This window comes from Hydrogenophaga sp. (assembly GCF_014773545.1).
Classification (GTDB): domain Bacteria; phylum Pseudomonadota; class Gammaproteobacteria; order Burkholderiales; family Burkholderiaceae_C; genus Hydrogenophaga.
In genome coordinates this window covers 37,511-50,272 of the sequence record NZ_SDDV01000006.1, presented here as the reverse complement: position 1 = coordinate 50,272, position 12,762 = coordinate 37,511, and the positions used below count along the sequence as shown (strand labels likewise).

General features: G+C 60.5%; 15 protein-coding genes, 1 tRNA gene and 1 pseudogene. 4 read left to right on the top strand and 13 right to left on the bottom strand.

Going from position 1 to position 12,762, the window contains the following annotated elements; genetic code table 11:
* Positions 1-162 precede the first annotated feature (162 nt).
* The 4 genes from metK (at position 163) to groL (ending at position 5,867) form a co-directional block, all read left to right on the top strand.
* On the top strand, positions 163-1,341 hold the full coding sequence (gene metK / locus EST26_RS06100; RefSeq protein ID WP_291066190.1) for a methionine adenosyltransferase: 1,179 nt from the start codon (positions 163-165) through the stop codon (positions 1,339-1,341).
* Positions 1,342-1,569: 228 nt separating this feature from the next.
* On the top strand, positions 1,570-3,612 hold the full coding sequence (locus EST26_RS06095; RefSeq protein WP_291066187.1) for a PAS domain-containing protein: 2,043 nt from the start codon (positions 1,570-1,572) through the stop codon (positions 3,610-3,612).
* Between the two features lie 234 nt (positions 3,613-3,846).
* Positions 3,847-4,140, top strand: coding sequence for a co-chaperone GroES (groES, locus tag EST26_RS06090; RefSeq protein WP_291066185.1), 294 nt, complete (start codon positions 3,847-3,849; stop codon positions 4,138-4,140).
* A gap of 77 nt (positions 4,141-4,217) precedes the next feature.
* Positions 4,218-5,867, top strand: coding sequence for a chaperonin GroEL (groL, locus tag EST26_RS06085; RefSeq protein WP_291066183.1), 1,650 nt, complete (start codon positions 4,218-4,220; stop codon positions 5,865-5,867).
* 386 nt (positions 5,868-6,253) lie between these two features.
* Here the strand turns inward: groL and EST26_RS06080 are convergent.
* The 13 genes and pseudogenes from EST26_RS06080 to rplR form a co-directional block, all read right to left on the bottom strand.
* Positions 6,254-6,330, bottom strand: a tRNA-Met gene (locus EST26_RS06080).
* Positions 6,331-6,347: 17 nt separating this feature from the next.
* Entirely contained in the window at positions 6,348-6,743 is a 396-nt protein-coding gene (gene rplQ, locus EST26_RS06075; protein WP_291066181.1) for a 50S ribosomal protein L17, read from the bottom strand.
* Between the two features lie 92 nt (positions 6,744-6,835).
* Positions 6,836-7,819, bottom strand: a complete 984-nt coding sequence (rpoA, locus tag EST26_RS06070) for a DNA-directed RNA polymerase subunit alpha (protein ID WP_291066179.1) — start codon at positions 7,817-7,819, stop codon at positions 6,836-6,838.
* A 93-nt stretch (positions 7,820-7,912) separates the two neighbouring features.
* On the bottom strand, positions 7,913-8,536 hold the full coding sequence (gene rpsD, locus EST26_RS06065; protein WP_291066177.1) for a 30S ribosomal protein S4: 624 nt from the start codon (positions 8,534-8,536) through the stop codon (positions 7,913-7,915).
* A gap of 133 nt (positions 8,537-8,669) precedes the next feature.
* Positions 8,670-9,074 (bottom strand): 30S ribosomal protein S11, encoded by a 405-nt coding sequence (rpsK, locus tag EST26_RS06060; protein ID WP_291066175.1) that lies wholly within the window; start codon positions 9,072-9,074, stop codon positions 8,670-8,672.
* A gap of 18 nt (positions 9,075-9,092) precedes the next feature.
* On the bottom strand, positions 9,093-9,458 hold the full coding sequence (gene rpsM, locus EST26_RS06055) for a 30S ribosomal protein S13 (protein WP_291066172.1): 366 nt from the start codon (positions 9,456-9,458) through the stop codon (positions 9,093-9,095).
* Between the two features lie 20 nt (positions 9,459-9,478).
* A complete protein-coding gene (gene rpmJ / locus EST26_RS06050; protein ID WP_291066171.1) occupies positions 9,479-9,592 on the bottom strand; it encodes a 50S ribosomal protein L36 in 114 nt (37 codons plus the stop codon).
* Between the two features lie 44 nt (positions 9,593-9,636).
* A pseudogene (gene infA / locus EST26_RS06045) lies at positions 9,637-9,859 on the bottom strand (translation initiation factor IF-1).
* Between the two features lie 8 nt (positions 9,860-9,867).
* A complete protein-coding gene (gene secY, locus EST26_RS06040; RefSeq protein WP_291066169.1) occupies positions 9,868-11,187 on the bottom strand; it encodes a preprotein translocase subunit SecY in 1,320 nt (439 codons plus the stop codon).
* 22 nt (positions 11,188-11,209) lie between these two features.
* Complete coding sequence (gene rplO, locus EST26_RS06035) at positions 11,210-11,641, bottom strand: 50S ribosomal protein L15 (RefSeq protein ID WP_291066166.1); 432 nt, start codon at positions 11,639-11,641, stop codon at positions 11,210-11,212.
* A 15-nt stretch (positions 11,642-11,656) separates the two neighbouring features.
* Positions 11,657-11,839: a 50S ribosomal protein L30 gene (gene rpmD, locus EST26_RS06030; protein ID WP_291066164.1), complete on the bottom strand. Its 183-nt coding sequence runs from the start codon at positions 11,837-11,839 to the stop codon at positions 11,657-11,659.
* Positions 11,840-11,850: 11 nt separating this feature from the next.
* Positions 11,851-12,369 carry a 30S ribosomal protein S5 gene (gene rpsE / locus EST26_RS06025; RefSeq protein ID WP_291066162.1) on the bottom strand — a complete coding sequence of 173 codons (519 nt, stop codon included), beginning with the start codon at positions 12,367-12,369 and terminating at the stop codon, positions 11,851-11,853.
* Positions 12,370-12,387: 18 nt separating this feature from the next.
* A complete protein-coding gene (rplR, locus tag EST26_RS06020; protein WP_291066160.1) occupies positions 12,388-12,753 on the bottom strand; it encodes a 50S ribosomal protein L18 in 366 nt (121 codons plus the stop codon).
* Positions 12,754-12,762: the final 9 nt, after the last annotated feature.

The following is a 12,762-nucleotide window of genomic DNA, read 5'->3' as shown; positions in this document are numbered from 1 at the left end:
CAGTCGCTCCCACCAAGGGGGCGTGAGGAAAAAATTCAGGCTGCTAAAATCGGCCTGTCGCTGAGTTACTGAACTAATTGCGGGGCGACTGAAAAATACCGCTAAAGCGTTCGCCGAACCCTGACAGACCGGCAACGCCGATCCATCAACCCAGGAGTTTATATGGCGAACGACTTTCTCTTCACTTCCGAATCCGTCTCCGAAGGCCACCCCGACAAGGTGGCCGACCAGATTTCCGACGCCATTCTCGACGCGATCTTCCAGCAAGACCCGCGCTCGCGCGTGGCCGCCGAAACCCTGACCAACACCGGCCTGGTGGTGCTGGCGGGAGAGATCACCACCAACGCGCACGTCGACTACATACAGGTGGCGCGCGACACCATCAAGCGCATCGGCTACGACAACTCCGACTACGGCATCGACTACAAGGGCTGCGCGGTGCTGGTGGCCTACGACAAGCAAAGCAACGACATTGCGCAAGGGGTAGACCACGCCTGCGACGACCACCTCAACACCGGTGCTGGCGACCAGGGCCTGATGTTCGGCTACGCCTGCGACGAAACGCCCGAGCTGATGCCGGCGCCGATCTACTACGCGCACCGGCTGGTCGAGCGCCAGGCGCAGTTGCGCAAAGACGGCCGCATGCCCTTTTTGCGGCCCGACGCCAAGAGCCAGGTGACGATGCGCTACGTCGACGGCAAACCACACAGCATAGACACCGTGGTGCTGAGCACCCAGCACGCGCCCGAATGGAGCCTGGGCCACAAAATGAAGCCCGAGTTCTACGAGGCGGTGATCGAAGACATCATCAAGCCGGTGTTGCCCAAGGAATGGCTGCAAAACACCAAGTACCTAATCAACCCGACCGGGCGCTTCGTCATCGGCGGCCCGCAGGGCGACTGCGGCCTGACCGGGCGCAAGATCATCGTCGACACCTACGGCGGCGCCTGCCCGCACGGCGGCGGCGCCTTCAGCGGCAAAGACCCGAGCAAAGTGGATCGCTCAGCCGCCTACGCCGCACGCTACGTGGCCAAAAACATCGTCGCCGCCGGCCTGGCACGCCAGTGCCAGATTCAGGTCGCCTACGCCATTGGCGTGGCGCGGCCGATGAATGTGACGGTCTACACCGAAGGTACGGGCGTGATCCCGGACGAGCAAATTGCCGCCCTGGTGACCGAACACTTTGACCTGCGCCCCAAGGGCATCATCCAAATGCTCGACCTGCTGCGCCCGATCTACCAAAAAACCGCCGCCTACGGCCACTTCGGCCGCGATGAACCCGATTTCACCTGGGAAAAGACGGACAAAGCCGCCACGCTGCGTGCAGCGGCCGGGCTGTAAGCCCGGGGCACGCGCAGCGGGCCGCTGTCTTTGGGGCGACAGATCACAAAGCCGCCACGCTGCGTGCAGCGGCCGGGCTGTAAGCCCGGGGCACGCGCAGCGCTTTTTTGCTGCAAGCGATCCCGCCATTGCGGCGCTCGGTCAGCCTGAATTTTTTGCCACAACATCCGATATGCACGCAAAGGCAATATCGTTGTCGCATCTTTCATCGACCTGGAGCCCCGCACCATGGATACCACGGCATCCGAGCTCGAACGCTTGCTGACGCTGCGCACACAAGAACTGCAAACCGAGTTGGCACGTGCGCGTGCGCGCTACGAACACGCCGCCTGCGGCTTGCTGGCGATAGATGCCGATTTGAACGTGATCGAAATCAACCAAACTGCGCTGCACTGGCTGGGTTGCCAGCGCGCCGAGGTGATCGGGCAACCCGCGGCAGCCATGCGGCTTGACGACTGTTCGCGTGCCGCGCTGGTGCAGCACCTCACGGCGCTGCGCGAGACCGGCTGCGCGCAGCCGATCGAAATCAAGTTGCTGCGCCGCGACGGCAGCCATCTGCCGGTGCAGTTGACGTCGTGCAGCGTGCATGACGAGCAGGGTCGTTTTGTGCACAGCGAAACGGCGCTCAGCGACATCAGCGAACGGCTGACGGTCGAGCAGCGGCTGGGTGCGCACACCCGCTTTTTGCAAACCCTGACCGACCGCATTCCGGTGCGTCTGGCCTACTACGACAAAGACCTGCACTGCCAATTCTCAAACGCCGCCCAGGCCGCGCGCTATGGCAAGTTGCCCAGTGACCTGCTGGGCTCGCACCTGAGCGAGGTGGTTCGCCCGGATTTATTGCCGGAAATTTTCCAACGGGTGGCGGCCGCGCTCAACGGCCACAGCCAGAAGTTTGAAGCCGAGCGCACACAATCCGATGGCACACGCCAGTTCTTTGAAGTTCACTACATCCCGGACTGGGAATGCGGCGCGGTGCAGGGCATTTTCATTGAGGTACACGACATCAGCGAGCGCCGCCACTCGGAAGAATTCGTGCTGCAGGCCAACCGCGACCTGGAAGAGCGCGTGCGCGAGCGCAGCGCCGCGCTGTTCCAGAGCGAGCAGCGCTACCGACTGATGGTCGACGCGATCCAGGACTACTGCATCTACTTCATCGACGCCAACGGCCTGGTGACGGAATGGACCGAAAGCGCGCAGCGCCTGCACGGCCACCCGCGCCAGCAGATGCTGGGCCGCCCGTACCACTGCCTGCTCTCGAACGACAACGCGGGCGAAGACGAGCTCGACCCGGACCAGGTGCTGCGCCTGGCCAAGGCACACGGCCAGTGGGAGTCGCGCGGCTGGAGGCTGCGCGACGATGGCTCGCGCTTTTGGGCCCTGACCGTGCTGACGGCGCTGCGCGACCCGGGCGGCGAGCTGCAGGGCCTGTCTTGCATCACGCGCGACATGACCGCCGCCAAAAGCCTGGAAGACGTGATGAACGACCTCAACCGGGAACTGGAAAAGCGCGTCGCCGAGCGCACCCAGCAACTGGTGGCGGCCAACAAGGATCTGGACGTGTTCTCGCACATGGTCTCGCACGACCTGCGTGCCCCACTGCGCCACATCGGCAGTTTTGTCAGCCTGTTGCAAGAGGAACTGGGCCCGTCCAGCGATCCGCTGGTCTTGCAATACCTGGGGTCGACCGCCAAGGCCAGCAAGCGCATGGGCTGCATGATAGAGGGGTTGCTGGAATACGCCCGGCTGGGCCGGGTGGCGCTGGAGTCACAGCCGGTGCCGCTGGCGCCGCTGATCCAGGGCGTGATCAGCCATTTGCAGCCCCAGACTCAAGGGCGCACGATCGAATGGGTGATCGAGGACGATCTGCCGGTGGTGCGCGGCGACGCCATGCTGCTGGCGCAGGTCTGGGGCAATTTGCTGGACAACGCGGTCAAATACACCCGAGCGCGCGCAGTCGCCCGCATCGAGGTAGGTTGGCGGGTCACCCCGGTGGGCGGGCGAACCTTCCACATCAAGGACAACGGCGTCGGCTTCGATCTGGAAAAAGCGCACAGCCTGTTCGTGATGTTCCAGCGTCAACACCATTCGATGGACTTCGAGGGCACCGGCACCGGGCTGGCGCTGACGCAGCGCATCATCGAGCGCCACGGCGGTCGCATCTGGGCCGAGAGCGCGCCCGACCAGGGTTGCTGCTTTTATTTCACCCTACCCTTCGAAGGCATGGACCTGACTTTGTCTGAAACAGCTCTGCCGGAATTGACATTCTGAGTGCGCCATCCCTCAGACGGCGGCTATCGGGCGCATTTTTGACCGTGTCGACCCGATTTTTCGACCCAGCGGCCAGTCGGCCCTTGAAAATGACGCGTCACGCCCTTATCATTAGCACTCGCTGAAGACGAGTGCTAACATACTGGCTTCAGTCGATCTTCGGTCTGATGCGCCGCCTGCGGCCGATCAGACCGTTCGCCACCCATCCACTACCGTTCCATTTCAGGAGATGCAATGAACCTTCGTCCTCTCGCCGATCGCGTGATCGTCAAGCGCCTTGACAGCGAAACCAAGACCGCCTCTGGCATCGTCATCCCCGACACCGCCGCTGAGAAGCCTGACCAGGGTGAAGTGCTGGCGGTCGGCCCCGGCAAGAAAAACGAGCAAGGCGAACTCAGCCCCATGAACGTCAAGGTCGGTGACCGCGTTCTGTTTGGCAAATACAGCGGCCAGACCATCAAGGTCGATGGCAACGAACTGCTGGTCATGAAAGAAGATGACCTGTTCGCCGTCGTCGAATCCAAATGATTTTCGGGACGGATCGGTCAATGCGCAAAGCGCCTGACCGCACGGTCCCCAACTGATTAACCCTAGGAGAAATACACATGGCAGCAAAAGACGTAGTTTTCGGCGGCGAAGCCCGCGCCCGCATGGTCGAAGGCGTGAACATCCTGGCCAACGCGGTCAAAATCACGCTCGGCCCCAAAGGTCGCAACGTGGTGCTCGAGCGCTCCTTCGGCGCTCCCACCGTCACCAAGGACGGTGTCTCGGTGGCCAAAGAGATCGAGCTGAAAGACAAGCTGCAAAACATGGGCGCGCAAATGGTCAAGGAAGTCGCTTCCAAGACCAGCGACAACGCCGGTGACGGCACCACCACCGCCACCGTGCTGGCACAAGCCATCGTGCGCGAAGGCATGAAATACGTGGCCGCCGGCATGAACCCGATGGACTTGAAGCGCGGCATCGACAAGGCCGTCATCGCCTTGGTTGCTGAACTCAAGAAAGCCTCCAAAGCCACCACCACTTCGAAAGAAATCGCCCAAGTCGGATCGATCTCTGCCAACAGCGACGAATCGATCGGCGACATCATTGCCAACGCGATGGACAAGGTCGGCAAAGAAGGCGTCATCACGGTCGAAGACGGCAAGAGCCTGGACAACGAGCTCGACATCGTCGAAGGCATGCAGTTCGACCGCGGCTACCTCTCGCCCTACTTCATCAACAACCCGGAAAAACAAGCCGCGCTGTTGGACAACCCCTTTGTGCTGCTGTTCGACAAGAAAATCAGCAACATCCGCGACCTGCTGCCGACGCTGGAAGGGGTGGCCAAGGCCGGTCGTCCGTTGCTGATCATTGCCGAAGACGTCGAAGGCGAAGCGCTCGCCACGCTGGTGGTCAACACCATTCGCGGCATCCTCAAAGTGGTGGCGGTCAAAGCCCCGGGCTTTGGCGACCGCCGCAAGGCCATGCTGGAAGACATCGCCATCCTGACCGGCGGCAAGGTCATCGCCGAAGAAGTGGGCCTGTCGCTGGAAAAAGTCACGCTGGCCGACCTGGGCCAAGCCAAACGGATCGAAATCGGCAAGGAAAACACCATCATCATCGACGGCGCCGGTGCTGCCGCTGACATCGAAGCCCGCGTCAAGCAAGTTCGCGTGCAGATCGAAGAAGCCACCAGCGACTATGACCGCGAAAAGCTGCAAGAGCGCGTGGCCAAGCTGGCCGGTGGTGTGGCGGTGATCAAGGTTGGCGCTGCCACCGAAGTCGAGATGAAGGAAAAGAAAGCCCGCGTCGAAGACGCGCTGCACGCCACGCGCGCGGCGGTGGAAGAAGGCATTGTGGCCGGTGGTGGCGTGGCGCTGCTGCGCGCGCGTCAGGCCTGCGGTGACATCAAGGGCGACAACGCCGACCAAGAAGCCGGCATCAAGCTGGTGATGCGGGCGGTTGAATCGCCGCTGCGTGAAATCGTCAACAACGCCGGCGGCGAAGCCTCGGTGGTGGTCAACGCGGTGCTGGCCGGAACGGGCAACTACGGCTTCAACGCCGCCAACGACACCTATGGCGACATGATCGACATGGGCATTCTGGACCCGACCAAGGTGACCCGCACCGCGCTGCAAAACGCCGCTTCGGTCGCCAGCCTGATGCTGACCACCGAGTGCATGGTGGCCGAGTCGCCAAAAACCGACGCACCCGCCATGGGCGGCGGTGGTGGCATGGGCGGCATGGGTGGCATGGGCGACATGGGCATGTAATGTCCCGGCTGCGTCTGCAGACGCAGCCACTCAGTCGGCTCCCAGAGCGGGCTTGTCGGTGGCACTGCCACCGACAAGCCCGCTCTTTTTTTTGCAGGATTTCCGGATGTCCTGTCGTCACAACGAAATTTGCGACCCAGTGCAATGCCATCCCCTGGCTGCTCATGTACCCGATGCGCCATCAGGCCTTGGGCACGGAACTCGACATCTAGGGCTGCGACGTTCGCCATGCAGTTTAAGACTGCACAGGGTCGGATCAATAGCTAAAGGCACTGAGGGGCTTGCGACGGAGCGCCATACCAAACAAGAAGCTGAACGTGCCGACTGACTGAGCAAAGACCAAAAAGCCCCGCAAACACAAGCGTGTTGGCGGGGCTTAGAATCTTTGGTTGCGCGGGCAAGATTTGAACTTGCGACCTTTGGGTTATGAGCCCAACGAGCTACCAGGCTGCTCCACCGCGCGTCAAAAGAGTTATTCTATCATGCTTTTACGTCTTCTGCCACAGAAGCAGCATCTTCTGCGCGATCGACCAACTCCACCAAGGCCATCGGTGCGTTGTCGCCGACACGAAAGCCCATTTTCAGAATGCGCGTGTAGCCGCCCGGGCGCGCCTTAAAGCGCGGGCCGAGTTCGTTGAACAATTTGACCACCACGTCGCGGTCTCGCAGGCGGTCAAAGACCAGGCGGCGGTTTGCCAGGCTGGACTCTTTAGCCAGGGTAATCATGGGTTCGACGACGCGGCGCAGTTCCTTAGCCTTGGGCAGCGTGGTTTTTATGACTTCGTGCGTAAGCAGCGAATTCATCATGTTGCGCAGCATGGCGAGGCGGTGCTCGCTGGTGCGGTTGAGTTTGCGAAGTCCATTGCCGTGACGCATTATTCGTTCCTTTCAGTTGTTTTGCCCCCAGCCGTATCAGGTACTGGGGGTTGCTTGGAAGCCCGGCTCGTTTCGCCAGACGCCGTACTTCTTCAGTGCTTGTCCAGACCAACAGGGGGCCAGTTTTCAAGTTTCATGCCCAGGGTCAAACCGCGCGAGGCCAGCACTTCCTTAATCTCGTTGAGCGATTTCCGACCCAGATTGGGGGTTTTGAGCAATTCGTTTTCAGCCCGCTGAATCAGATCGCCAATGTAGTAGATGTTTTCTGCCTTGAGACAATTCGCCGAGCGCACGGTCAGTTCAAGTTCGTCGACTGGGCGCAGCAAAATCGGGTCGAACTGCTGCAAACTGCGCGTGGGCTGAGGGCCGGTAGTGAATTCTTCGCCTTCGAGTTGCGCGAACACCGCGAGTTGCTCTACCAGGATTCGAGCCGAGGCGCGCACCGCCTCTTCCGGGCCGATCGATCCATTGGTTTCAATCTCCAGCACCAGCTTGTCGAGGTCGGTGCGCTGCTCGACCCGTGCGCTTTCGACCGTGTAACTGATGCGCTTGACCGGCGAGAACGAGGCGTCGAGCACGATCCGTCCGATCGAGCGCGAGGAGTCCTCGGTGCGGCGCAGGTTGCCTGGCACATAACCCCGGCCCTTTTCGACCTTGATCTGCAAATCCAGCTTGGCACCCGCCGACAGCGTGGCAATCAAGTGCTCTGGATTGACGATCTCGACGTCATGCGGGGTCTGAATATCAGCCGCCGTCACCACGCCCTCGCCGTCCTTGCGCAAACTCAGCGTCACTTCGTCACGGTTGTGCAGCTTGAACACCACACCCTTGAGATTGAGCAGCAAGCTGACCACATCCTCTTGCACGCCTTCGATCGACGAATACTCGTGCACCACGCCAGCAATCGTTACTTCGGTCGGCGCGTGACCGGTCATGGACGAGAGCAAAACCCGACGCAGCGCATTGCCCAGCGTATGACCATAACCACGCTCGAACGGCTCGAGCGTGACTTTGGCACGATGGGTCGAAATATGTTCGACGCTGATGGTCTTGGGCTTGAGCAGATTGTGCAGCATTCAAACTTCCTTCAATGCCCTCGGCTCGTTACACCGATAAGGCAGACGGCACAGGGCCAAAACGCACCACAGGGGTGCAAAGCGAAACCCAAATCAACGGGAATAGAGTTCGACGATCAGCGATTCATTGATGTCGGCAGCAAACTCGTCACGGTCTGGCGACTTCTTGAACACACCTTCGACCTTGTCGGTGGAGACCTCGACCCAGGCGGGAAAACCGATCTGTTTGGCCAGCTCCAGGGCTTCGAGAACACGGCCCTGTTTTTTCGATTTGTCGCGCACCGCGATCACATCACCCGGCTTGACTGAATAGGACGGAATGTTGACTGCATCGCCGTTGACGGTGATCGCCTTGTGTGAGACGACCTGACGCGCCTCAGCACGGGTCGATGCAAAGCCCATGCGAAACACCACGTTGTCCAGACGCGTCTCGAGCAGCGACAACAAATTGGAGCCGGTGTTGCCACGCCGGCGATCGGCCTGTGCAAAGTAGCGTCGGAACTGGCGCTCGAGCACGCCGTAGGTGCGTTTGACTTTTTGCTTTTCGCGCAGTTGCACGCCGTAGTCAGAGGTGCGCTGACCCGAGGTGCGGCCATGCTGGCCGGGCTTGGAATCGAACTTGGCCTTGTCGCTAATCGAGCGGCGCGCGCTTTTGAGCAACAAGTCAGAGCCTTCACGGCGGGAGAGTTTGGCCTTGGGGCCTAGGTAACGTGCCACGTTGAAATTCCTGTTTTGACTGCTGCAATGAATTGCAGGAGCCACCTTCAGTGATCTGGATGGTCGAGATCGAAGGTGGCGGTGGGCTTATGAGGGTGATGAAGTCGGCGCTGCTGGCAGCGCCCAGAATCGCTCAGATACGACGACGCTTTTGTGGACGGCAACCGTTGTGCGGCACCGGCGTGACGTCAGCAATGGAGTTGATGCGAATGCCCAGGGCGCCTAGGGCGCGCACCGAAGACTCGCGCCCCGGTCCGGGGCCCTTGATCTCGACGTCGAGATTCTTGATGCCTTGTTCGATCGCGGCACGCCCGGCCACCTCAGAAGCCACCTGGGCGGCAAAAGGCGTCGACTTGCGCGAACCCTTGAAACCCTGGCCACCCGACGAAGCCCAGGACAGCGCGTTACCCTGGCGGTCGGTGATGGTGATGATGGTGTTGTTGAACGAGGCATGGACGTGTGCAATGCCATCGGCAACGTTCTTGCGCACCTTTTTGCGCACGCGCGCGGCCGCGCTGGGGGAGGTGGTTTTGGGCATAAATGTCCTTCTATCCGATTATTTTTTCAGCGACTGCGCTGCCTTGCGCGGACCTTTGCGCGTGCGCGCATTGGTCTTGGTGCGCTGACCGCGCACCGGCAGACCGCGGCGATGACGAAAACCCCGGTAGCAGCCGATGTCCATCAAACGCTTGATGTTCAGGGTGGTTTCGCGCCGCAGATCACCTTCAATGGTGAAGCTGCCGACCTGCTCGCGAATCTGCTCCAGTTCGGCGTCGCTGAGATCCTTGATCTTCTTGCTGTAGTCAATGCCACAGGCGACGCAAATTTTGCGCGCGCGGGTGCGGCCAATGCCGAAAATTGCCGTCAAGCCGATTTCGGCGTGCTTGTGCGGCGGAATATTGATGCCTGCAATACGAGCCATATTGATCCTGTGAACTTCACTCAGCCTTGCCGTTGCTTATGACGCGGATCGGTGCAAATGATCCGCACGATTCCATGCCGCTTGATGACTTTGCAATTGCGGCACATTTTCTTGACCGAAGCCGAGACTCTCATATTCCACTCCTAGAAATATCCAAAAACTATCCCGATCTGCGCGCTCACCCGGAACGAAACACAGACCACGCCCGCGTCAGTTCACACGGTATTGGCTCTGCCATGACTGTATCGCCCGGTCGAAAAAGAATGCAGGGCTTGCGCATTCGACCGCAAATATGATTCAGCACCACGTGTCTGCGTTGTCCAGCCGGGCCCGCCAAGCTGCATGCGGCAGAGGTCTTCAATCACCTCGGCGCGCATCGCGCTCACGTCGTCCCTGGCCATGACAGAACTCAATTGCCAACGGGGGCCTTAAAGTTCGCCTTTTTCAGCAGCGAATCGTACTGTTGCGACATCATGTAATTTTGCACCTGCGACATGAAGTCCATCGTCACGACCACAATGATCAGCAGCGATGTGCCTCCAAAATAGAACGGCACGTTGTAGTACAAGATCAGAAATTCGGGCAACAAGCAGACTGCCGTGATGTAGATCGCACCGGAGAAGGTCAGGCGCAGCAAGATGCGGTCGATGTAGCGCGCGGTCTGATCGCCCGGTCGAATGCCCGGGATAAAGGCGCCGCTTTTCTTCAGGTTGTCCGCCGTCTCGCGGCTGTTGAACACGAGCGCGGTGTAGAAGAAGCAGAAAAATATGATGGCGGCGGCGTACAGGGCAATGTAGATCGGCTGCCCGGGCGACAAGGCACCAGCGAGGTTACGCAACCACAGCGTTGCATCGCCGGTGCTGACCCAACTCACCAAGGTCGTCGGCAGCAAAATGATGCTGGAGGCGAAGATCGGCGGAATCACGCCCGCCATGTTGAGCTTCAGAGGCAAATGCGACGATTGACCGCCGTATACCTTGTTGCCCACTTGACGGCGTGCGTAGTTGACCAAAATCTTGCGCTGACCGCGCTCGACGAAGACCACGAAATAGGTGACCAGAACCACCAGCGCGATAATGAACAGCGATGCCAGAATGTTCATGGCGCCGGTGCGCACCAGCTCCATCAGGCCACCGATGGCGCTGGGCAGACCGGCGACGATGCCGGCAAAAATCAGGATCGATATGCCGTTGCCGATTCCGCGCTCGGTGATCTGCTCGCCCAGCCACATCAGGAACATGGTGCCAGCCACCAGGCTGACCACCGCCGTGATCCTGAAACCCATGCCCGGCTCTATCACCAGACCGGCCGTGCCTTCCAGTGCCAGCGAAATGCCGATCGCCTGGAAAATCGCCAGCCCCAGCGTGCCGTAGCGGGTGTACTGGGTGATCTTGCGGCGCCCGGCCTCGCCTTCCTTCTTCAGTTGCTCAAACGTGGGAACCACGTAAGTCATGAGCTGCACGATGATGGAAGCGGAAATGTAGGGCATGATCCCCAGAGCGAACACGGCAAAGCGCGACAGCGCGCCACCCGAGAACATGTTGAACAGGTTCAGGATGCCGCCCTGCTGACCCTGAAACAACTGCTGCAGCTGATCCGGGTCGATGCCGGGTACCGGAATATGGGTTCCGATGCGATAGACAACCAGCGCCAGCAACAGGAACACCAGCCGGCGACGCAGGTCGCCGTACTTGCCCGTCTTGGCCAGGGTCGCGGATGCAGTTACCACGGCGCGCCTTTGCTTGATGGATTCAGACCAGCGCGCCGCCAGCGGCTTCGATCGCCTGCTTGGCCGCTGCGCTCACAGAAATACCGCGCAGCGTCACGGCGCGCGTGATCTCACCCGTCTTGATGACCTTGACCCGCTTGGTCAATTGACTCACCAGACCGGCTTGTTTGAGTCCAAGCAGGTCAACTTCGGGCAGATCCAATGCAGCCAATTGGGCCAGCGTGAGCTCGGCGTTGTATTGCAACTGAATGGACTTGAAGCCGCGCTTGGGCAAGCGGCGCTGCAGCGGCATTTGACCGCCTTCGAAGCCGACCTTGTGGTAGCCGCCCGAGCGCGATTTTTGACCTTTGTGACCCCGGCCTGCGGTCTTGCCCAGACCGGAGCCGATGCCACGACCGACGCGCCGGCGTGCGTGCTTGGAGCCTTCAGAAGGCTTGATAGAGTTGAGTTCCATGTCGCTTGCCGCCAATCAGAGTACTTTGACCAGATAGCTGATCTTGTCGATCATGCCGCGCACTGCAGGCGTGTCCTGCAGCTCGCTGATACTGTTGAGCTTGCGCAGACCGAGGCCGCGCACGGTGTCGCGGTGCGTCTGCTTGCAGCCAATCGGGCTGCGCACCAATTGAACCTTGACGGTGGTGGTAGTTGTCATGCTGCTATCCCTCAGGCAAAAATCTCTTCGACCGATTTGCCGCGCTTGGCTGCCACACTGGCCGGGGTCGTCGAATGCTGCAAGGCGTCGAGCGTGGCACGCACCAGGTTGTAAGGGTTGCTCGAGCCGTGGCTCTTGGCGACCACGTCGGTGATGCCCAGCACCTCGAACACCGCGCGCATCGGGCCACCTGCAATGATGCCGGTACCCTTGGCGGCTGGCAGCATCATGACGTTGGCAGCGCCGTGCTCGCCTTGCACGCTGTGGTGCAGCGAACCGCTTTTGAGCGAAACCTTGATCATATTGCGGCGGGCTTTCTCCATCGCCTTTTGCACCGCCACCGGCACTTCCTTGGCCTTGCCCTTGCCCATGCCGACGCGGCCGTCACCGTCACCGACCACGGTCAGCGCGGCAAAGCCGAGAATGCGTCCACCCTTGACCACCTTGGTCACTCGGTTGATCGCAATCATCTTCTCGCGCAAGCCGTCGTCGCTCGCTTCGTTCTTTACGTTTGCCGTGAATTTAGCCATTTTTTATCTTCCGCTAGATCAGAACTGCAGGCCGGCTTCGCGCGCCGCGTCTGCCAGGGCCTTGACCCGACCGTGGTAGGCAAAGCCGGAGCGATCAAAAGCCACCTTTTCAATTCCGGCTGCCTTGGCTTTTTCCGCAATGCGCTTGCCAATCAGGGCCGCAGCAGTGACGTTGCCCCCTTTGCCGGCGCCGCCAATCAGGGCGCGCACCTCGGCTTCGGCCGTCGAGGCTGAAGCCAGTACCTTTGTACCGTCGCCCGAGATGACGTGGGCGTAAATGTGCAGATTGGTGCGGTTGACGCACAGACGCAGCGCGGTTTGCTGGGCAATCCGGATCCGGGTCTGGCGGGCGCGGCGCAGACGTTGCTCTTTTTTCGTCGTCATGATCGTGAT

What these genes read in the sequence shown, in the direction of transcription:
- groL (WP_291066183.1), top strand. Translation starts at nt 4,218, where the DNA reads ATGGCAGCAAAAGACGTAGTTTTCGGCGGCGAAGCCCGCGCCCGCATG.
- rpsE (WP_291066162.1), bottom strand. Translation starts at nt 12,369, where the DNA reads ATGGCTAAATTCACGGCAAACGTAAAGAACGAAGCGAGCGACGACGGC.
- rpoA (WP_291066179.1), bottom strand. Translation starts at nt 7,819, where the DNA reads ATGCTGCACAATCTGCTCAAGCCCAAGACCATCAGCGTCGAACATATT.
- rplQ (WP_291066181.1), bottom strand. Translation starts at nt 6,743, where the DNA reads ATGCGTCACGGCAATGGACTTCGCAAACTCAACCGCACCAGCGAGCAC.
- rpsK (WP_291066175.1), bottom strand. Translation starts at nt 9,074, where the DNA reads ATGCCCAAAACCACCTCCCCCAGCGCGGCCGCGCGCGTGCGCAAAAAG.
- EST26_RS06095 (WP_291066187.1), top strand. Translation starts at nt 1,570, where the DNA reads ATGGATACCACGGCATCCGAGCTCGAACGCTTGCTGACGCTGCGCACA.
- metK (WP_291066190.1), top strand. Translation starts at nt 163, where the DNA reads ATGGCGAACGACTTTCTCTTCACTTCCGAATCCGTCTCCGAAGGCCAC.
- rplR (WP_291066160.1), bottom strand. Translation starts at nt 12,753, where the DNA reads ATGACGACGAAAAAAGAGCAACGTCTGCGCCGCGCCCGCCAGACCCGG.
- rplO (WP_291066166.1), bottom strand. Translation starts at nt 11,641, where the DNA reads ATGGAACTCAACTCTATCAAGCCTTCTGAAGGCTCCAAGCACGCACGC.
- rpmD (WP_291066164.1), bottom strand. Translation starts at nt 11,839, where the DNA reads ATGACAACTACCACCACCGTCAAGGTTCAATTGGTGCGCAGCCCGATT.
- rpsM (WP_291066172.1), bottom strand. Translation starts at nt 9,458, where the DNA reads ATGGCTCGTATTGCAGGCATCAATATTCCGCCGCACAAGCACGCCGAA.
- groES (WP_291066185.1), top strand. Translation starts at nt 3,847, where the DNA reads ATGAACCTTCGTCCTCTCGCCGATCGCGTGATCGTCAAGCGCCTTGAC.
- rpmJ (WP_291066171.1), bottom strand. Translation starts at nt 9,592, where the DNA reads ATGAGAGTCTCGGCTTCGGTCAAGAAAATGTGCCGCAATTGCAAAGTC.